This window comes from Zobellia laminariae, assembly GCF_030553095.1.
In the GTDB taxonomy this organism is placed as follows: Bacteria; Bacteroidota; Bacteroidia; order Flavobacteriales; family Flavobacteriaceae; genus Zobellia; species Zobellia laminariae.
The window spans coordinates 2,692,358-2,712,432 of record NZ_CP130738.1; the positions used below are offsets into that span (position 1 = coordinate 2,692,358).

Here is a 20,075-nt window from a genome sequence, read left to right on the forward strand (position 1 = left end):
GTAAAGAGTCTTTATTCAATAAAGATTAATCGTTTCTCTATTTGGTGTATTGACTCTGAAAACCACTTCATCATTTTTTGAAGATGGATTAAGTCAATAAACATTTCGTCGTTATCTATTTTGATGCCATATCTAAATGTAGTTCCTCCTGGGTCAAAATCATGAAACGCATTTATTATATTTTCAAACCATTTAGGCGGAATTACATCAAATTTATTCTTTAATAAAATCTTTACTTTGTTATATAGTTTTTTGAGATCATGACCAGTTTCATTTGGAAGTATTACTTTCAAATATAGTTCAGTAGCGTGTCTGTAGTTGTAAATCGTTGGGTAAATTATTTCTCTAATCTCCACATTTTCAATTCCAATGTTTACCAATGAGTCACCAGCGAATTTGTAAGAATCTGCGAGTGATAATTTATCATTGATTTCGGTAATCCCTCCTATTGTCCAAACTTTCCCGCCAATTAAATCTTTAGAAAATTGTCTAAAAATTGGAATTGTTTCAATTGCTAATTTGTTATATGGAGATTCAAATTGTTCATTGGAATTAAGACCGTATTTAATATTTTCAAAATCAGGTTCTTCTTCCCAGTACATTGAAATATATCCTAAAGTAGAAACATCTTCAATTGTAAATTCTCTTTTAATTCCTTTTTCAGGATTGGCATTTGGGCTCAGGTATTCTTTAAAATGATAAGTCCATTTTTTTAGCTGTAGTTTATTCGTTTCGAGAATTTTAGCGATTTCTGAAACGCTATATTTCTGCTCATAGTTAATCATTTTTTTTGATTTTTTTTTCTTTCGGCCAAATGGTTTTTTAGATGTAAAACACCACTATATCCCCAGCTTAGTTATCTAAACGAAAAGTACTAGAATTTTCTGAAAACATCAATAAGGCAAGAGATTAATCTAGAAACGGGTAAAAGTAGGGTAGTGTTATTGTGTAAAGTTTTATACTACAGTCGAAATGTTTTTGTGTTGGGCCACCGATTAAGGAGGCCCGTATGAATATTGTATGAGAGAATTGGTGTGGGGTTTTATGCAGTTTTCTTCTCTGCCCACTCATTTTTTAAATAGTTAAGCGCATCTTCCAAAGCTGTTTTTGACGGTTTAGGGTTAAAGCCTAATTCTTCTCTAGATTTACTAATATCATAATCTTGCTTTAAACCATAAAACATATCTAGATACTGCCGCTGTAGTAAAGGTTCTTTTCCGGTGAGTTTACTGCCAAATTCCATTAATCCGGCAACAGTGTACAAACCATTTTGGAACCTTTTTGGGCATTTTTAATTGTAGGTCTGGGTATAATTCTGCGGCTATTTTTACGGTTTCTTGCAGAGACGTATGCTTTTCGTTAGATAAAATATAGCGTTATAGGTTTCTGCCATTTTGCATGGCGTTATAAGCGCCTAGGGCAACATCTTTAACGTCTATCCAATTTAGTGTTACTCCGGTGTCCACAGGAATTTCACCATTTAAAACTTGCCTTATAAGATTATTGGAATAATTCAACTTGTAAGCTTCGCTACCAATCATTGCCGCAGGAAGAATCAAAACCGTTCGTATGCCATACTTTTCTCCTAACTGCAGGGCTAATTTATCGGAATCATTTTTGGAATTGTAATACCAATTTCTTCGGTCTTTATTATAGCCATTAGCTACATTGGCGGGTAATTTTGTAAAATCCAAAGAGGCTACGGAACTCACATATACAATGTTTTTGATACCACATTCTTTTGCCATATCAAATACGTTTTGCGTACCTAGTAGGTTATTGTCATAAATTTCGGTTTTGGGATTTTTGGCCCACATACTAAAATTTGCTGCTACGGCATATAAATTAGTTACACCGTGGAACGCTTTTTTTAAGGACTGTCTATCCGTAATATCCGCTTGAACCACTTCACAGTCCAACCCTTTAAAAGGTGCTGTGTTACTTGTGTTTCGTACTGTTGTTCTTACCTTTTGGTTTTTAGAAAGTAAGAGTCTTATCAGGTTATTTCCTAAATGCCCGTTACCACCTGTTACTAATGAAATTTCGTTACTCATTATTTTAAATTTTATTAGCGCAAATTTCAAGCGCTTTTAAGAAGTAGGAAATAACATTTGTTAGAAAACGATTTGTTTTCTAATGCGACTTAAGGATTGAGGTTCCATTCCCAGAAAAGAAGCAATATTGTCTATAGAAACATTCAAAGCTAATTGGGGGTACTGATCCATAAATTTTAAATAGCGTTCTTTTGCGGTTAAAATTTGAAAATTTTTACACGTTCCAATTTACAGTTCAAATGTGTATTGGTAACTTCTTTTACAAAAACAGCCCAGAATTTTGTTTCCTGCTGTAGGAAGTCAAAATCAGGTTTTGAGATTTTTAGAAGTTTACAATCGGTAACAGTTTCATAATAATCCAATGAAGGCGTTTCTGTCATGAAACTCTCCAGAGAAGTGAAAAAATCGTTCTCCGCTACAAGATGTTGTACCACAATTTTTCCGTCTATATTTTGGTAACCTTTTACGATTCCCGTATCTAAGAAATAGATATACCGTTCCACTTTTCCGGCTTTTAAAAGATTGGTTTGTGCCGGAATTTCTTCTGAGATGAAATACTTTTTGGTCAATTGAATCTCTTCTTGAGTTAGAGAAATTTTAGATTGTATGTAGTGTATTAGATTTTCCATTGTTGCTTGTAATGGTATAGAGCGTATTCGTCTAGATGTAAAACACATCTGTAATCTGCGCAGTTTGCTTAGCTAAACGAAAAGTACTAGAAATTACTGACAACTTCAATAAGGGGAGAGAGTTATCCTAGTTAATTCGTTGGGCTGCTATCATATTTTAATGTTCTTAATAGAAGAGAGGTAAAAGAGATGGAGGTTAATACTAGTACAAAAACAGGAAAGTAAAGTGCTGATATTAGAACCATTAATCCGGCTACAGCTAGGTTAATAAGCAGTCCTGTTTTGTCTTTGTTTCTTAGAATGGAAACCCCAAAACTTATTAATAGTAAGCCCATGGCTAAACTAAATCCGTTATGGAAATCCAATACGGAAACTTCAGACCCAATTTTTATAAGGGTGTTTTTCATGGCATGCTTTAATTCCGGATGTGGATGTGTGGAGTTTTCTAAAATAAAATGGGTTGTAGTATGTCCTAAACCTGTAATTAGCATAGTTATGCCTCCAATTTTTTCAAATGTGATACTTTTCATGATTCGTTTTTTTTGTTTAAACAAATCTCTAGAAATGCAGTGGAGTCATCTTAACTTTAGGTAACTAATGCTTAGAAAGTTGGTTTCTAATTCTACTTAATGATTGTGGAGTTATTCCTAAATAACTGGCAATATGTTTTAAGGAGTATTTCTGAAAAAAATAGGGTTGGGTTTCCAGTAGCAGTACATACCGCTCTGTGGGGGTCAAAAATAACATTTGTGCTGTTCTACGTTTACTGTTCAGAAAAATCTGTTCACTAATAATTCTGCCAAACTTATTCCAATAAAAAGAAGTGTCGTAAAGGGTATGCAGGCCCGTTCTGTCTAAATAAATGACTTCGCCTTTATCAATAGCCTTAATCCACAATGTGGACGGTTCTTGGCTTATAAAACTTTCGTAATCTGTAATGAATTCATTTTCGGACCGTAAGAGAAGGTTGGTTTCAACCAGATTGTCGTCTGTATGGTATGACCGTATGGAGCCAGATTTTATAAAGGCAATAAAATTGCAGATGTTAGGAGGGGAGAGTAACTGTTCTTCTTCTTGGAATTTGGTAACGGTGAGATGTGGTTTTATAGCCTCCCAATCCTGTTCTTCAATAGGAAGAATCTGGTTTAAAATGTGTTTTAGAGTTTCGATTTTTGTAATGGATTAATGTATGATGAATATAGTAATATCTACGCAGTTTGAGTTCCTACATGAAAGTTTTTATAAATTTCTATCACCTTAAAAAGCTTTAGAATTTATAGTGCAAAAAAAATGTGATGCTGATAATTATCATATTTCTTGAAGTCATTTCATCTTAATTTTAAGTATTAATTTAAAAATCAAAGTTATGATCTCTCAAGTTTTTTCCTCGTTTGATGTAAACATTACCAGCGTAATAATTATGGTACTTGGTTTTATGTTCATAGGTTTCGTAATAAGCTCGGTAATTTTTGGGCAACATGACCATAAATGTTAGACTAAGATGCATTTTGATATTTAGAAAGGAACCTTCTTAAGGTGTATTGCTCGTTGAATTCCAATTGAATTTGCGTTGGTATTTTATGTGCGTGAGACATCTAATAAGATGTCTTTTTTTATTAAGATTTATAATTATTATTCATGTAATAGGCTACTTACGTTTTAGAAATAGGTCTCTAAAATGTTCTTAATAGGTGGTAGGAAATATGCTGATTGAACTTTAAGAATATAGTCATGAAAAAAAGTAAAAAAGTAGTTTTAGTAATTGCGAGTATTATTGGCGTTATAGCCATAGCAAGTGGTATATATTGGTTTTCTATGCCAAGCGAAGAGAGGAATATGGTTTTGTTCATGATGAAGAAGGGAGAAACCTATAATAGCTATAAAGAATACCAAGTAATTGATCGTAATGATAAAGCACTAGCACCAACGTCTTTTAAACCTAGTGTCGCTAAAACTATTGACGGAGCTGTCAACAGGAATATAGTGGCAATTACAGAAATGGTGAAGAATGAAAATTCGAAGATGCTAAAAAAAGGCATGATGCAATCTACGGGTATTGATGATTATACGGGATGGCATCTAATTGCTGATGAAGGAGCCGCGGAAGGTTCTAACCCTTTTGGGCCATCTCCACTTAGTTATTACACCAGTGGTTTGGCAGCAAATTTACACACCCAAATTCTTAGGGCAGCAGGAGTTAAGGGAGTTACTTTAGATAACATAAAAGTAGAGGTGCTGAATAAATTTCGTTGGCATAATATGATGTCTCCAGACGGAGCTGGATTTTTAGATAAAACAACTACAAATATAATTATTGAAAGTAGCGAGCCTGAAGAAGTCATTCAAGAAATAAAAGAGATGGCACTTAGTTCATGGGCTGCAGGAGAAGCGTTAAGAAATGAAACAGTAATTGAACCAGCTTTAGGTATTAACGGAGCGAACTGGGAGAATTATCATGCTACACCGGGAACAACCCTTTCTGAGGAATCTATTGTTGATGGTTTTAAATTAAGTTTTATTACGCATGTACCCAAAAAGCCAGAGCATCTAAAACCAGTTGTGAAAGATGATGAAGTTTTAGGTTTTGATAATATGGCAAATATGGAGTTTGAAATATTTGCTATAGCTGAGTCTGCAGAAAATCAGAAAAGACCCTTTTTGAAAAAAATTACGGTCTCTACACCTACACCCGAAACCTGGGCAATATACTCAGATGAATTTATGGGGGATAACGATAATCCTTTGGCGCCTACTTCTTTGGAATATTTTACGGCCGGTACAGCTTTATGTTTAACATCGCAAACTACATTGGTTAGCGCAATGATGGGGTTGGAGTTTACTGATTACCGTGTTGAAGACCAGATCGATTATAGGCAAGAAGCTATAGATTCCGTAAAAATGGTAAGTTATACAGATACGGTTCATTCGCACGTTTTAATTCAATCCAGTGAATCTCAAGAAAGACTAAAACAGTTCTATAATAAGTCTTTGGCATTGTGCTTTGCAGGAGAGGGACTAAAAAACGCAACGGAAATGAATACAACTCTTTATTTGAACGGGAAAAAAATGAAATAGACTATACAGTAAATATGCTGTTTTAAAAAAATGACGGTCAAATTATCTTAGGTGTTTTAGTGTAAGTAAGCTTTCGTAAATTGATTAGAACAAGGTCTTGAAAAGTATGAATGGCACAATCTTTTTAGCATTACTAAAATTCTAATAGCCTGATAATTATCATATTTTGAATTGTGGCTTTGGCATAAATTTGTCTAAATATAAATCACCAACCTATGATCTCACAGAATTTACCTCTCGTTAACTACGGCAATGGCATTATTATGATTGCTGTATTCGCATGTGTTTGCGTAGCATTAGTAGTAACTGTGCTACTTTTGATGAATAGCGGAAAGAAAAAATAGTTGTATCTACTTGATTTTCTGCATTTAAGTTAATTTTTATTGCGAATAAGACATCGTTTAGGCGTTTTTTTTAACATTTTTGTAAATGTTAAAACAATCTTAATTCGTACAGGCTGTTTTCTCTAATTTTTGGTTATCTTTAATAAGAATCGGATTACAAATTGACAAATAGTTTTGTTTGTCAGTATTTATAGTTCGACTAAAACCACCAAATCTTTGTACAACCTGAAACCAAACTTATGGATGCTATATGGATATATACCGCTGTTGTTGCCTTAATATTTAGCGTATGGTTATTGTTCGTAATCCTTATGTACAAGAAGTTGAATAAGTAACTGTACCCTTATTAATCTTCACATTTACTTTCTAGAAGTAACGCTTTTATGGATTTTTGCTCATGTAGGATTTAATGATACTTTCGGTCTCCAAAGTGTTATTTTGTGGCACCAGAAAAGTTTCCAAATCATGGTCTGCAGTAATAGTGTTTTCTTGGTCTATAAAGCCATAACCAACATAAGCGCTATTTTTTACCAATACAAAAGATTGCTCTTCGGCATTTCTACCTTTCTCTCTAATTACAAAGTCTTCTTTCTGAGCCCTAATATGCTTTAAAGCCAGTTGTACTTTTTCGTTATATAAAGCAAGGTCCTCTTCTTCCCTGCAGATACCATCACAAGTTTCTATGCGGTAATGGGAACAGGTTTTTACATTCTCTTGTAAATGGCAATACTTTGGGCACAGCCTAAAGCTTTTGCAGACCTCTTCAATAAATAATCTACAATCCGTAGGGCTATACAAAGTCAGTACAGAATTTGGAGCCATTTTTAACTTATTAAAAGCTAAGTGCATAATACCGTTACGGTCTTCATAACTAAATATTCCATACGGCTGAATCTTTCTTTTCTGCGCACGGTTAAATTCCGGGTAATGATGTTTTATGGCATTGGATTCCATTAACAAAGCCAAAAGTTCGCTTCCGGAAAGTTCAAAGTCTATATCTGCCGTTACTTGGCAAAGCTGTATTTCTTTAGTTTTCTTATCGTAAAAATGACTTAGTACCCGCTTCTTGATATTAATGGCCTTCCCTACATAGATGATTTTTCCTTTTCCATCCTTAAAATAATAAACAGCAGGAGCTGTGGGCAACTTTTCAAAAGCCTCCCTAGGCAAAGAAGAAGGTAAGGTAGCTTCTTGGGAACGGGAGTTTAAGAAGGACTTAAAGACCTCGTCGGCACCATCTGCGCGTAATAATTTTTTAAAGAGTAGGGTGGTAGCATGCGCATCGCCTCTAGCGCGGTGCCTGTCCGTTAACGGTATGCCTAATGAAGAGCATAACTTTCCTAAACTATAGGAATGGTAGTAAGGTAACAACTTACGCGATAAGCGGACCGTACAAAGCTTTTTACGAATAAAATCAATACCCAAAAGCTGCAATTCGTTCTTAATTACGTTGTAATCAAAGTTTACACTGTGGGCTACAAAAATGGTGTTCTCCGTAATTTTGAGAATGTCCTCTACAATTTCCTCCAGTTTGGGAGCGTCACGGACCATATCATTATCAATTCCAGTTAATCCGGTAATGAAATAAGGTATTTCACACTCGGGATTTACAAGAGAAGTGAACTCGTCCACAATCTCATAACCGTCATATATGAATATGGAAATTTCGGTAATTTTATTACCCTTAATACCGTTGCCGGTAGTTTCTATGTCTACTATGCTATACAAATGCGAATGTGGAAGGATTGAACTGCAAAATTAAGCAAACTAAGATCGACATTAAAAAGTTTAACGTTATGACAAGACTTGCGTTTTAACCTATCTTTTTATGAGTCTAAAAAAATCTGTTTTGGGTTAACCAATCCTTTCATAAAGTGCAGAAATTATTGACTTAAGGATTATATTTGTTACTATGAAACACACGCCGATTATAGGACATATCATAAAGGGATTTATAGATGTCAGGGATAAGTTAACCGGAGATAAAAACCCAGTTAAGGAACAGGAAGAGGTACTTGAGAAATTGTTGAAAAAGGCAAAGAATACCGCTTTTGGAAAACATTATAAATTTAAGAACATTCTAGATTCTGAAAGTCCTGCGGATGCTTTTACCAAGGCTATTCCTTATTTTGACTATAACCGGATTAATGAGGAGTGGTGGCAGAAATTGCATGAAGGTGAAGAGGATGTTACATGGCCGGGTACCCCAGATTATTTTGCATTAAGTTCTGGTACTACGGGTAAAACTAGTAAGCGTATTCCTGTAACGGAAGATATGATAGATGCCATCCGGAAAACAGGAGTTGAACAAGTGTTTGCTTTAAGCAATTTTGATTTACCGCCAGATTTCTTTGAACTTGGTATTTTAATGCTAGGCAGTTCTACGGATTTAAATAAAGTGGAAGGTCATGAGGAAGGTGAAATTAGTGGTATAAGCGCTAGTAATATTCCCAACTGGTTTAGAGGATATTATAAACCCGGTGAAGAAATAGCAGAAATTGATGATTGGGATGAACGTGTACAGAAAATAGCCGAGGAAGCAGCCAATTGGGATATAGGCGCCTTAAGTGGAATACCCTCTTGGATTGAGTTGATGTTGCAAAAGGTAATTGCGTATCACGGTCTAAAGAACATTCATGAGATTTGGCCCAATTTACAGGTGTACACTTCTGGAGGTGTGGCTTTTGGCCCGTATAAAAAGAGTTTTAATGCCTTATTAGGTAAGCCAATTACGGTTATAGATACCTATTTGGCATCTGAGGGGTTTGTAGCATTTCAAGCCAGACCGGAAACCGATGCTATGCAACTTTCAACAGATTCAGGTATCTATTTTGAATTTGTTCCTTTTGAACCAGAGTATATACAGCAAGATGGGTCACTAAGTGATGATGCACCCGCTCTAAAATTGTCTGAAGTAAAAGAAGGACAAGATTATGTGCTCATCATAAGTACGGTCTCAGGAGCTTGGCGTTACCTCATTGGTGATACCATTGAATTTACCGATGTAAAACGCGCCGAAATAAAAATTACAGGAAGAACCAAATTCTTTTTGAATACCGTAGGTTCCCAGCTTTCGGTAAATAAATTGGATGATGGCGTACAGGAACTTGAAGAGAAATTTGGTATCCGTATTCCAGAATATACCTTGTGTGCCAAGAGAATTGACGGGGAGTTTTATCACTGTTGGTATTTAGGTACGGAAGACAAAACAGATGATGAGGAACTGGCCAAAGCGTTAGATGAATCTCTTAAAAATGCCAATAAAAATTATAAAGTAGCCCGTTCCAAAGCGTTAAAGGGAGTGAAAGTCGTTTCTGTATTACCTTCTGTATTTCATGACTGGAACGGTAAGAATAAGAAAAAAGGCGGACAGGTAAAAATGGAACGTGTAATGGGAGAAGAGAAGTTTAAGGAATGGGAAGCCTTTGTTAACGAATAAAGGCCTGATTCTCATTTTTAATTAAACCTATCTATTCTTTGTTAGTTGTTTCGTGCTGCTTAACAACATCCATAATCTCTTCCGGAGAAAGGTAATAACGACGAATACGTTCTTTATATTTTTCATCTATTTTGGCATGGTCCAAAATAAAGCGCTTGGTCTGCAAAATGTAATCGTGCATGCCATGGGTTACGGCGTAGGTATCTGCTGCACGCTCCGCTTCTTTAATATATGATCCAGAAAAATAGTATTTCATTCCAAACCAAATGAGGTTTAATGAGCTCCTATGACTGTAGTCTATTACGTGGCCTAGCTCATGACCAAGCCAACCGATCATAATACCTTTTGGTACGTCTTTGGTCAAAAACACTTCATCTGAAATCTTTATTTTTTCGCTGATTAAAATCACGTATGCCCGCTTTTTCTTCGATTTTAAAAGGGTGCCTATTACAGGCTGTGCTCTCATCGTAGATTGTTTTATATTCTTTATAATTTTAAAAGTTATAGGTGTATCCTTTAATTCCGGATAGTGAGATAGGGCCGTTTTAGCTTCTTCTAAAATAGTTTCTGGAACTGTATGTTGGGCATTTAGTTGTGCTAGTGCCATAAAGAATATGAATAGTTTAAGACGATTTAAAATTGAAGTACTGGGCATTGGCAATAGTATTGCGAGGATAAGTTATAAAACACTTTGGTTCCTGAAAACCGTTTTTCTTAACCGGTCAAATATAAATTGGAAAACACACCTATTTTAGGGTTTAAAGGGCCAATTTTAAATATTTAAGGGTAGCATGTAGTTACCGTTCCTTAAAGATAAATACAAACAATGCATTTACAGAGAATAGGAAAAATTATTTTCAGAGTATTTTTGGGGCTGCTAATCGTTGCTGCACTATTAATGCTTAGTGTCCAGTTAATGGCTAAAAAGTCCATAGCCAATTTTGTGGAAACCAAATTGCCGTCTCATATGCAACTGGAGTATAAACTTATTGACGTGAACGTCTTGACCGGATCTGCGAAGTTCAAAACTATAGATTTCAGAGTGCGAGCAGTAGATTCCTTAAAGCAAGTAACAAGATTGCAAATAGGCTCTTTGGAAGTGATTGGTTTGGGGTATTGGCAGTTTCTTTTCAATAATAAAATAGCATTAAAAAGTTTAAATATAGAAAAGCCAATATTAAAGTCTTATTTGAAAGAAAAACAGACTGATACTTCTCAAACAGATAGTAATAAGATTGGGCTTTTAAAGCAAATTTATATTGATGAGATAAATGTGGCAAACGGTGATGTAACTCTCTTAAAAGGTGATAATGATAGTCTGGCCATGAAGTTGGATTCCGTGAATATTAAAATAGATCACGTTACCACTAATGATTCACTCATCAATTCAAAAATTCCGGTTGCTTATGGTTCCTTAATGTTTGAGGGAACTTCTCTTTATGCCGATTTAGGTCCGTATGAATCCCTGAAAGTTGGTAAAGTGAAAGTTGATGAAGGCGACATTACTATTTCAGACTTAAAAATAAAATCAAAATACAGTAAGACCAAATTATCTTGGCATCTACACAAAGAGCGTGATTACATAGATTTACTAATCCCGGAAGTCAGTTTTGAACACATAGACTTCGGTATCATTCAAAAAAAACTATGGGTAAGTACGGGAACAGGTAAGTTAAAAGGAGCTACACTTGAAATATTTCGAGATAAACTATTGCCGGATGATACGGAAAGGAAGAAATTATATAGTGAGGCTCTTCGCAAATTACCAATACAATTAAATGTTCCTAAAGTAGAAATTAGCGATAGTTATATTGCTTATAGTGAACGGGTAAATAGAGAAACATCATGAGTAAAATTATTTTTGACGATGTTCATGCTGAAATTCTTGAGATTCAAAATGTACCAGAAAAGAATGAAAAAACATCGGTTACAGCAAAGGCGCTATTGATGGGGGAAGCTCCCATAACATTGAACTGGTCTTTTGATGCAAAAAAGGAATCAGATGCGTTTACCGCTTCGGGAACGGTAAAGAACTTTCACTCTAAGAACATAAACTCTTTTCTTGAATCTAATTTGAGGGTGCGGGCAAAAGGAGAAATACAGGAGCTCTATTTTACGATAAGCGGTAATTCCATATCCTCTTCCGGAGATATGAAAATGAAATATGAAGATTTTAAATTTTCAGTTTTAAAGAAAGACCGTTTACGCATTAATAAGCTTTTGACCGCCATTGGAAGTTTGTTTGTAAACGATGGTTCTAATACCGATGAAAATGGATACCGCTATGGAGGTATTAAAGCTGAAAGAGATCCTACAAAATCATTTTTTAATTACCTCTGGCTAAATGTAGGCGATGGTTTAACTTCTACCATTATTGGAAACGGAAAAAAGTAAAGAGAAAAAATTAATTTTTTAGAGGTAATGAATCGCCAGTATAACCCTTAGTTTCATAATAGTAATAATTGAACTAAAATTTAAGAAAATGGGAGTTATATCAAAAGATAAAAAGAAGATAACATTATACTACAATTCGGAGAATTCAATAGGTAAGCAAACGTATGCTTACGTTGAAGCGGCAGATGAAGCTATCATGGCTATAGACATATCAAAAACAAAAGTAACGGGCACACAATGGGCGGAGATAGCTCAAGGTATGAACGAGTCTATAGGAAGTCTGGTAAATCAAGACCATCCTGATTTTAAGGAGAAATACGGAGATAAAAAAGTAGACTTAGACGAACATGATTGGTTGCGAGTTTTGGAAAAATCACCATCAACCTTAGCTTTCCCTGTTGTTATAAAAGGAGACCGCTTTATTCCAATTCAAAATCCGTCAGATTTTGTAAAATTCATGGATGACGATAGTGCTGGAATCGAGAAACCATACAATTAATTTTTAAGAGCAAAAATCTATTTTTTAAGATTAAAGAGTGGGGTAATTCATTCTTAATTTTAAGTATTGATAAAAAGATGTTTAATCACAAAAATAAATAAAATGAATCAGGAACAATTAGAAGGTAAGTGGAACCAAGTAAAAGGTAAACTTAAACAGAAATACGGAAATTTAACCGATGATGATGTAACCTACACGGAAGGAAAGTTTGATGAGATGATGGGTAGAGTACAAGAAAAAGTCGGTAAGGGAAAAGAAGAATTGCAAGAAGAAATTGCAAGCTGGTAGAATAAAATCAATACCAATCTAAACAAAAAGCCCGAGCAGTAATGTTCGGGCTTTTTTGTTTTTACTCCCTATGATAATTTTCATTGGGTACGTTCTTAAAGAACAAAGCGGTATCCGTATCGGCAGATGGTCCATAGGCCATAAGGAATGTTCCTTTTGAACCATCATTTGTTTCAATGATGTATAGAATAGAAAGGTCATCCGGATTGCTCATACCTTCGTACCTGAATTCTTTTACAATCGTAATGTCCACAGGTTTATAGTTTTTATGTGTTTCCAGATTTATCAATACGTCATTTTCGTATCGATATCTTGCTGTATACCCCTTCTTTTCAAATTCGTCTATAGCATCTTTTTCATGCTTGGCATATGCATCGTTCATAAGTGTATGTTTTTAGTGTGAAACAAAAAAGGATGGCGTTTCTGCCATCCTTTGTAACTGTAAAATTTATATGGTAATCGGCCTTAAATCTTCTTGCGTCCCATAATCAAACTGATTATGAAAAGTACAATGAAAATAAAGAATAAGATTTTTGCAATACTAGCGGCCCCAGCAGCAATTCCTCCAAATCCGAAGATTCCTGCGATGATGGCTAATACGATAAATATAACTGTCCAGCGTAACATATTTCTGTGGTTTTTATAATTAATATTAGATTGTTCTTGATACAATAATCTATCTGTATCAGATATTATAAAGGTCTAGAAAATTAGCAGATAAGCTTAACTGCATTAAATTTAAAAATACCGTAATAGCAGGGGGGAGTATCTAAGTGAGGAATTTGACAATTATAGACAGAAGAAAGAATAGTGAAAATGGTAATTTTGCCTCTATGAGGAATGTTCAATTAAGGCTTTTGTGCTCTTGTGATCAGTAACGTTAGGAAATAAAAAAGCCGCCTACTTGGGATGGACCTAAGTAGGCGGCTAGTAAATATGATATATACGCCACCGGTTGATGGCAAAAGTGTCTTAGCTTCTTAATTTCTTGATTAAAGCCAAAGTCTCACGAACTTTAGTTTCTAACCCAGCGTAATCTTTATTGGCTAAAATTTCCTTGCTAATAAGTTTAGAACCCATACCAACACATGTTACACCAGCATCAAACCAACCTTTTAGGTTAGCCTCATCTGTACTAACACCACCTGTAGGCATAATGCTTGTCCAAGGTTGAGGTCCTTTAATTCCTTTTACGAAACCAGGTCCGTAAAGATCTCCATAAAACAACTTCACGATTTCACATCCTAGCTCTTCAGCATTGTTGATTTCGGTTAAAGATCCACATCCAGGCGACCATAGTACTTTTCTACGGTTACAAACTACTGCGATATCTTCTCTTAATGAAGGAGTCACGATAAAATTGGCACCCATCTGCATGTAAAATGAAGCAGCTGCAGCATCTGTAATAGAACCTACACCCATAATCATACCCGGAAGGTTTTTGACTGCGTATTTGTTCAATTCAGAAAAAACTTCGAAAGCGAAATCGCCACGAGCTGTAAACTCCATTAATCTGGAACCACCATCATAACAGGCTTGTAAGATTTTTTTACCCAATTCAACGTCTGGGTGATAAAACAAAGGAACCATACCATTTTCCTTCATTACGTTTGCTACTTCTATTCTTGAATACTGTGCCATAATGTTATTATTGTTCTGATAAAATTTTATTGAAATCATATCTTTCCGGATCCGGAAGATATGCTTTTGCTGCTTCGTAATCGCTTTCCTGAATATAGTGCATATTCTGAAAGAAAAGTTTAGCGAATTCAGAGTCTATATTTACTAGGCGAGGGGCAATCTTACCATCCGCTCCTTGTATATCCTCTAAAAACAATGGGGTTACTTCACCGCGGGAATTTGCCGTAACGATACAACCACTAATACCTTGATCAAATAGTTTTTTAACACCAAGTCCTAAAAGGGTACAAAGGGTCAGGTCAAAACCAATAGGCCTGCAGCATCTAAGTTCATAACCTAGTTCTACCGGTCTACTTTTTATATTAATACCCAATTCTTTTAGTTTGGTCTGGACCAACATATTAAAAATATGAGATTTGCTCACGTTACCCAATTCTGGGTGACCGTGGTCATCATACGTAAAATTGATACCGCAATGGTCAATCTCGTTATCTGGCATAATATGAAAAACGCCTTCGCTTACGAGCGCCACACCATAATTTATATTTTCTATTTTTCTTTTTATGATGGAGGAAATAATCAACCGTACTACCTTATCAAAAGTGATAGGGGTATTGTTGAACATCTCGGGAATGACCACCATAGGGAAATGACAACTGGTAGCAATACCAAATGCCAAATGACCTGCAGAGCGCCCCATAGTAGACATGACGAACCAGTTTTGACTGGTGCGGGCGTCTTCGTATGTAGTATTACCAATACGCACGCCTTCGTCCTTTGCCGAATGAAATCCAAAAGTTGGGTTTCGGTCGGGTAGGGGCAAATCGTTATCTATAGTTTTTGGAACGTGAATATTTGAAATAAAAATATTCTCCTTGGTTAAATACCCTGTAATCCTGTTAGCCGTAGAGGCGGTGTCGTCACCGCCTATACTGACTAATAGTTTTACATTATTATCCGAAAAAAGTTTCGTATTTATTTTTTCGTCCTTTGGTTTAAACCTACTCATAATTAAAGTAGATCCACCACGACTAAAAATACGATCGGCATGTGCAAAATCGAATTCCTTTATTTGTGGTTCTTCAGAAAAAATTCCTTTGAATCCTTCATGAAGGCCTAGGACACGATAGCCATCTTTAAGAAAGATTTTTGCTACCGTACTAATAACAGCGTTGATACCCGGTGCGGGACCACCACCACAAAAAATTAATATCGATTTTTTAGGAGCCATTTTTTTTTGGTTTTGAAAATTAACGAGCTACTCTTCCAGAGGCGTCACCACCCATTAGTTTTTCTACTTCGCTAACCGTTGCCAAGTTGGCATCACCTTTTATAGTGTGTTTCAAACAAGATGCAGCTACAGCAAAATCCAATGCGTTTTGATCATCTTCTGGGTATTTCAATAATCCGTAGATTAATCCACCCATGAAAGAATCACCACCACCAACACGATCCACGATATCTGTAATTTGATATTGACGTGTTTCGAACATTTTGGTACCATCCCATAAAACACCGGCCCATGTGTTGTGCGATGCAGAAATAGAACCTCTTAGGGTTGTAATTACTTTTTTAGCTTTAGGGAATTTCTTCATCATCTGCTTACATACAGATAAGAAAGCTTCTGCCTTAACATCATGCCCATCTTTATGAACATCCAAACCTTCTGGGTGAATACCAAAGTGCTTTTCAGCATCTTCTTCGTTTCCAAGGATGATATCACAATAAGAAGTAAGCTCAGTCATAATAGCTTCTCTATCGCCACCATAATTCCAAAGCTTAGCTCTGTAATTTAAATCTGTTGAAATAGTAATACCTTTTGCGCTGGCAGCTTTAACTGCTTCCAAACAAACATCTGCAGCACCTTGAGAGATGGCAGGAGTAATACCTGTCCAATGAAACCATTCTACACCTTCAAAAACAGTATCCCAATCGATCATTCCCGATTCAATTTCTGCAATAGCAGAATGTGCACGGTCATAAACAACTTTAGATCCACGAGAGACAGCACCAGTTTCTAGAAAATATATACCAAGACGGTCACCACCATAAACTATTTTGTCTGTTCCTACGCCTCTTTTGCGCATTTCCATTAACGCACAGTCACCAATATCATTCTTTGGTAAACGAGTTACGAAATCTACGGGAACGCCGTAATTTGCTAAAGATACTGCTACGTTGGACTCACCGCCGCCGTAAACAACATCAAAAGTATTAGTTTGTGAAAATCTCAAAAATCCAGGAGGTGCTAAACGCAACATTATTTCTCCAAAGGTTACTACTTTTTTCATTTGTAATGGTGTTATTTTAAATTGAATCTACTTATTTGCTTAATCGATTAACCTGATTTTTAAAAATAAATCAAAACGTATGAGTTTTGATTGGCGATTTTAAAAATATATCTTTGCTTAATCGATTAAACAAATATAGAAAAACTTGTCGAATAAAAAAAAGACCACCTTAAAAGATATCGCAAATATCTTGGAAATATCTACTGCTGCCGTTTCAAAGGCCTTGCAGGACGACTCCAGAATTAGCTCAAAAACCAAAGAGGCTGTTAAGAAAGTAGCTAAAGACTTGAATTATCAGCCAAATCATTTGGCAAGCGCATTGCGTAAAGGTAAGAGCAATCTGGTAGGTGTTATTGTGCCTAGAACAAATAGTAATTTCTTTTCCTCAGTAGTTCAAAATATGGAGGAGGTTTTAAATAAGGCGGGCTATAATATTATCATTACACAATCTAACGAATCCTATAAAAAGGAATGTGATAGCATAGATACATTATTGTTTACGCAAGTGGATGGTATTATTGCCTCTATGGCCAATGAAACTACGGACCTAGATTATTACGAAAAAATTAAATCCAGAGGTATACCATTAATATTGTTTGACCGTGGAGAGAATGATTTAAACGTAGATTATATTGGTATTGATGATTATGCCAGCAGCCATATGATTGTTGAACATTTGGTTGAACAAGGTTGCAAAAGAATAGCACATATTGGGGGCTACCAACGTACCAGAATATTCAATAATAGAATTAGAGGGTATAAAGACGCTATTGAAAAACATGGTTTACCATTAGATAGCGAACTTTTGTTGGAAAGTAGTCTTACACAGGAAGATGGCCGTCTAAAAATGGAACAATTACTTTCGTTAAAGACGAGACCGGATGCGGTATATATTGCTGGCGATTATGCTGCTTTAGGAGCGCTACAGGTTTTAAAAGAGAATGCTATTGACGTTCCCAATGAAATAGCATTGGTAGGTTTTGGCAACGAACCTTTTACTGCAATGGTTTCTCCGCCAATTACAAGTATTGAACAGCACAGTGCTGAAATAGGAAGGTTGGCCGCACAAACATTTTTAGAACATGTTAGCTCACCTGATGTTAAGCAGTCTTTGAACAAAAAAATTCTAGATGCCGAGTTGATTGTCAGGGATTCTTCTAATAAAAAAGCCTTTCTTAATTAAAAGAAAGGCTTTTAGTATTATAAAATAAATTTTCTAGATTCCTAAAGCTTGCCCACCACCAATTTGGATAGTTTCAGCTGTAATGAATTTAGCATCTTTGCTAGCTAAGAAAGATACAACACCAGCTACATCTTCTGGCTGACCCAATCTACCTAACATAATGCTGTTAGCCCATGAAGCAAAAACTTCTGGTTTAGTTGCTTTGATCTGTGCGTGAAATGGAGTGTCTATAGTACCTGGAGACACAGCATTTACTCTAATGCCATATTCAGCTAAATCTTTTGCCAATCCTTTAGTGATAGCGTTAACACCAGCTTTGGAAGTTCCGTAGATTCCTGCTCCTGGTCCACCTGCTGTCCAAGCTGCATTGGAAGTATAGTTGATGATAGAGGCATCTTCTCCTTTTTTAAGGTAAGGAATTGCTGCTCTAGATGCAAAGAATGTTGAGTCAAGGTTTAATGCCATTACAGATCTATAGAATTCTGTAGTCATATCTTCAAATCTTGATCTTCCACCAAGACCACCAGCATTGTTTACTAGTGTATCGATTTTTCCGTACTTGTCACCAATTGCTTTAATGTTTGCTGTTACTTCGTCTTCTTTTGTAACATCAAAACCGTAATACTCGGCAGTGATACCTTCATCGGTAAGTTCTTTTACTCTTTGAGCACCAGCTTCATCCTCAATACCGTTCAAAATCACGGTGAAACCATCTTGTCCTAATCTTTTTGCAACTGCAAAACCAATTCCTCCAGTTGCTCCTGTTATTACTGCTACTTTTCCTTTCATCTTTGTGTAAATTACTATTAATTAGTGTTAGTTATTTTGTTTTAATTTTTACTTTTTAGTGGCGTAATATTTGGAATTAAAAACCAAACACTTGCCATTGTAATTATAGCTAGCGCAGCACCAATTACAAACGCTGGTGTATAGTTTCCTCCTGACGTAAGCCAAGGTACTAAGGCTGTCAATCCAAATGCTCCTAATTTAGCAGCCGTACCAGCAAAACCAGAAAGTGTACCTACTGTTTTTCCGCCAAATAAATCACTAGGTAAGGTTTGAACATTTCCAATAGCTGTTTGAAAACCAAATAGAATAAGTGCCATATATATCACGGCTATTTCTGGTCCCATATGGATTAGCCATTAACAGTAAGAAAGGTAGCATAATTACACATCCAAGGGTAATTACAAACTTTCGAGTTTTGTTCACTGTCCAACCAACTTTAATTCTATTTTGAGCTAATAGCCCACCAAACCATGCTCCAAGCATAGCGCCCACATAAGGGACCCAAGCATAAAACCCGATTGATTTTACATCCATGCCATATACTTCATGCAAGTAAATGGGGATCCAAAAATAAACAACCACCAAATAGGATCAAGAGCGGCAGATGCTAGAATAACTCCCCAACTTTCTTTATGCTTTAGCATTTTTCCAGTTTCGGGATTGTAACCATCATCTGGTTCTCCATCTTCATCTTCATCTTGGTTCTTTTGTCCCGTTAAGATGTACGTACGTTCTTCATCTGTTATCCATGGGTGATTTTTAGGCGGAGATTTTACTAAAATCCACCACGGGATAAGCCATAGTAAACCTGTTGCACCTACTAATATGAAAATCCAATTCCAACTGAAATAGACAGATAATAATCCAATTGTGGGGAAGGCTATAATTCCTCCAATAGCAGCGCCTGAATTAAAGAGACCTTGTGCAAATGCTCTTTCCTTTGTAGGAAACCATTCTGCATTTGCTTTAGCGGCCCCCGGCCAGTTTCCAGCTTCTGAAACTCCTAATAAAGAACGGAAAATACTAAGCGTGAAAATTCCTCTTGCAAAAGCATGTAGTGCTGTTGCAATGGACCAAAATCCAATTGACAGCGTAAACCCTATCCTTGTTCCATATTTGTCAAATATCTTTCCGAAAATGGATTGACCAAATGCATAAGAAAATATGAAAAGTGTGGAGATAAATGCATAAATTTCTTTTCGTTCGTCAGGCGTTTTATCTGGATATAAATCCTTAGCAATGTCTGGCCATAGAACGGGTAGTGCTTGTCTATCAATGTAATTGATAACGGTAGCCAAAGCGATTAAAGCTATAACCCACCATCTTAAACTTTTGATTTTCATCTTCGTTCTTTTAAATTGTTCTTAGTACTCAGGCATAAGAATGGCTAGCCTAATTTTTGAAAATAGGAGGAGAGCAATTCTAAATGACTGTATTTAAATGACTTAA

At 35.9% G+C, this 20,075-nt stretch carries 24 protein-coding genes; 8 read left to right on the plus strand and 16 right to left on the minus strand.

The annotated features are described in order from the left end of the window. Window positions 1-11: 11 nt before the first annotated feature. The 6 genes from Q5W13_RS12895 to Q5W13_RS12920 form a co-directional block, all read right to left on the minus strand. Complete coding sequence (locus Q5W13_RS12895; RefSeq protein ID WP_304443260.1) at window positions 12-785, minus strand: hypothetical protein; 774 nt, start codon at window positions 783-785, stop codon at window positions 12-14. A gap of 257 nt (window positions 786-1,042) precedes the next feature. After that, a complete protein-coding gene (locus tag Q5W13_RS12900; RefSeq protein WP_304443261.1) occupies window positions 1,043-1,264 on the minus strand; it encodes a hypothetical protein in 222 nt (73 codons plus the stop codon). A 112-nt stretch (window positions 1,265-1,376) separates the two neighbouring features. Next, window positions 1,377-2,054 (minus strand): NAD-dependent epimerase/dehydratase family protein, encoded by a 678-nt coding sequence (locus tag Q5W13_RS12905; protein ID WP_304443262.1) that lies wholly within the window; start codon window positions 2,052-2,054, stop codon window positions 1,377-1,379. Between the two features lie 197 nt (window positions 2,055-2,251). Then, window positions 2,252-2,683 carry a Crp/Fnr family transcriptional regulator gene (locus tag Q5W13_RS12910; RefSeq protein ID WP_304443263.1) on the minus strand — a complete coding sequence of 144 codons (432 nt, stop codon included), beginning with the start codon at window positions 2,681-2,683 and terminating at the stop codon, window positions 2,252-2,254. Between the two features lie 131 nt (window positions 2,684-2,814). Beyond that, the gene (locus Q5W13_RS12915; RefSeq protein ID WP_304443264.1) at window positions 2,815-3,213 is read right to left on the minus strand and encodes an LIC_13387 family protein; all 399 of its coding nucleotides are present in this window, start codon (window positions 3,211-3,213) and stop codon (window positions 2,815-2,817) included. Between the two features lie 64 nt (window positions 3,214-3,277). Then, window positions 3,278-3,580: a Crp/Fnr family transcriptional regulator gene (locus tag Q5W13_RS12920; protein WP_304443265.1), complete on the minus strand. Its 303-nt coding sequence runs from the start codon at window positions 3,578-3,580 to the stop codon at window positions 3,278-3,280. 40 nt (window positions 3,581-3,620) lie between these two features. Here Q5W13_RS12920 and Q5W13_RS12925 point away from each other — a divergent pair, with 40 nt between their 5' ends. Both Q5W13_RS12925 and Q5W13_RS12930 read left to right on the plus strand, forming a co-directional pair. Then, complete coding sequence (locus tag Q5W13_RS12925) at window positions 3,621-3,869, plus strand: hypothetical protein (protein ID WP_304443266.1); 249 nt, start codon at window positions 3,621-3,623, stop codon at window positions 3,867-3,869. Window positions 3,870-4,414: 545 nt separating this feature from the next. Continuing rightward, the gene (locus tag Q5W13_RS12930; protein ID WP_304443267.1) at window positions 4,415-5,758 is read left to right on the plus strand and encodes an OsmC family protein; all 1,344 of its coding nucleotides are present in this window, start codon (window positions 4,415-4,417) and stop codon (window positions 5,756-5,758) included. Between the two features lie 725 nt (window positions 5,759-6,483). On the opposite strand, the gene Q5W13_RS12935 is transcribed toward Q5W13_RS12930, so the two are convergent. After that, window positions 6,484-7,830: an exonuclease domain-containing protein gene (locus Q5W13_RS12935; protein ID WP_304443268.1), complete on the minus strand. Its 1,347-nt coding sequence runs from the start codon at window positions 7,828-7,830 to the stop codon at window positions 6,484-6,486. Window positions 7,831-8,014: 184 nt separating this feature from the next. On the opposite strand from Q5W13_RS12935, the gene Q5W13_RS12940 reads away from it, so the two are divergent. After that, on the plus strand, window positions 8,015-9,541 hold the full coding sequence (locus Q5W13_RS12940) for a GH3 family acyl-acid amido synthetase (RefSeq protein WP_304443269.1): 1,527 nt from the start codon (window positions 8,015-8,017) through the stop codon (window positions 9,539-9,541). A gap of 31 nt (window positions 9,542-9,572) precedes the next feature. On the opposite strand, the gene Q5W13_RS12945 is transcribed toward Q5W13_RS12940, so the two are convergent. Continuing rightward, complete coding sequence (locus Q5W13_RS12945; protein ID WP_304443270.1) at window positions 9,573-10,148, minus strand: M48 family metalloprotease; 576 nt, start codon at window positions 10,146-10,148, stop codon at window positions 9,573-9,575. Window positions 10,149-10,367: 219 nt separating this feature from the next. Here Q5W13_RS12945 and Q5W13_RS12950 point away from each other — a divergent pair, with 219 nt between their 5' ends. The 4 genes from Q5W13_RS12950 to Q5W13_RS12965 all read left to right on the plus strand — a co-directional run bounded on the left by Q5W13_RS12950 (window position 10,368) and on the right by Q5W13_RS12965 (window position 12,722). Further along, on the plus strand, window positions 10,368-11,390 hold the full coding sequence (locus Q5W13_RS12950; RefSeq protein ID WP_304443271.1) for an AsmA family protein: 1,023 nt from the start codon (window positions 10,368-10,370) through the stop codon (window positions 11,388-11,390). Further along, window positions 11,387-11,935, plus strand: a complete 549-nt coding sequence (locus tag Q5W13_RS12955) for a hypothetical protein (RefSeq protein ID WP_304443272.1) — start codon at window positions 11,387-11,389, stop codon at window positions 11,933-11,935. Before Q5W13_RS12950 ends, Q5W13_RS12955 begins: the two co-directional genes overlap by 4 nt. 88 nt (window positions 11,936-12,023) lie before the next feature. Further along, window positions 12,024-12,434 (plus strand): arsenate reductase family protein, encoded by a 411-nt coding sequence (locus Q5W13_RS12960; protein WP_304443273.1) that lies wholly within the window; start codon window positions 12,024-12,026, stop codon window positions 12,432-12,434. A 102-nt stretch (window positions 12,435-12,536) separates the two neighbouring features. Further along, entirely contained in the window at window positions 12,537-12,722 is a 186-nt protein-coding gene (locus Q5W13_RS12965) for a CsbD family protein (RefSeq protein ID WP_155594599.1), read from the plus strand. Between the two features lie 61 nt (window positions 12,723-12,783). Here the strand turns inward: Q5W13_RS12965 and Q5W13_RS12970 are convergent, their stop codons facing one another. The 5 genes from Q5W13_RS12970 to Q5W13_RS12990 form a co-directional block, all read right to left on the minus strand. Next, window positions 12,784-13,104, minus strand: coding sequence for a hypothetical protein (locus Q5W13_RS12970; protein WP_304443274.1), 321 nt, complete (start codon window positions 13,102-13,104; stop codon window positions 12,784-12,786). 83 nt (window positions 13,105-13,187) lie between these two features. Next, window positions 13,188-13,349, minus strand: a complete 162-nt coding sequence (locus Q5W13_RS12975; RefSeq protein ID WP_155594597.1) for a DUF1328 family protein — start codon at window positions 13,347-13,349, stop codon at window positions 13,188-13,190. A 345-nt stretch (window positions 13,350-13,694) separates the two neighbouring features. After that, the gene (locus tag Q5W13_RS12980; protein WP_304443275.1) at window positions 13,695-14,363 is read right to left on the minus strand and encodes a bifunctional 4-hydroxy-2-oxoglutarate aldolase/2-dehydro-3-deoxy-phosphogluconate aldolase; all 669 of its coding nucleotides are present in this window, start codon (window positions 14,361-14,363) and stop codon (window positions 13,695-13,697) included. Between the two features lie 7 nt (window positions 14,364-14,370). Next, window positions 14,371-15,594 carry a 6-phosphofructokinase gene (locus Q5W13_RS12985; RefSeq protein ID WP_155594595.1) on the minus strand — a complete coding sequence of 408 codons (1,224 nt, stop codon included), beginning with the start codon at window positions 15,592-15,594 and terminating at the stop codon, window positions 14,371-14,373. Window positions 15,595-15,613: 19 nt separating this feature from the next. Further along, window positions 15,614-16,654 carry a sugar kinase gene (locus Q5W13_RS12990; RefSeq protein ID WP_155594594.1) on the minus strand — a complete coding sequence of 347 codons (1,041 nt, stop codon included), beginning with the start codon at window positions 16,652-16,654 and terminating at the stop codon, window positions 15,614-15,616. A 145-nt stretch (window positions 16,655-16,799) separates the two neighbouring features. Here Q5W13_RS12990 and Q5W13_RS12995 point away from each other — a divergent pair, with 145 nt between their 5' ends. Next, complete coding sequence (locus Q5W13_RS12995; RefSeq protein ID WP_304443276.1) at window positions 16,800-17,837, plus strand: LacI family DNA-binding transcriptional regulator; 1,038 nt, start codon at window positions 16,800-16,802, stop codon at window positions 17,835-17,837. A 33-nt stretch (window positions 17,838-17,870) separates the two neighbouring features. On the opposite strand, the gene Q5W13_RS13000 is transcribed toward Q5W13_RS12995, so the two are convergent. From Q5W13_RS13000 to Q5W13_RS25070, 3 genes are all read right to left on the minus strand, one after another. After that, complete coding sequence (locus Q5W13_RS13000) at window positions 17,871-18,626, minus strand: SDR family NAD(P)-dependent oxidoreductase (protein ID WP_155594592.1); 756 nt, start codon at window positions 18,624-18,626, stop codon at window positions 17,871-17,873. 41 nt (window positions 18,627-18,667) lie between these two features. Beyond that, on the minus strand, window positions 18,668-18,970 hold the full coding sequence (locus tag Q5W13_RS25065; RefSeq protein ID WP_368662245.1) for an MFS transporter: 303 nt from the start codon (window positions 18,968-18,970) through the stop codon (window positions 18,668-18,670). A 180-nt stretch (window positions 18,971-19,150) separates the two neighbouring features. Continuing rightward, entirely contained in the window at window positions 19,151-19,969 is an 819-nt protein-coding gene (locus Q5W13_RS25070) for an MFS transporter (RefSeq protein WP_368662246.1), read from the minus strand. Window positions 19,970-20,075 lie beyond the last annotated feature (106 nt).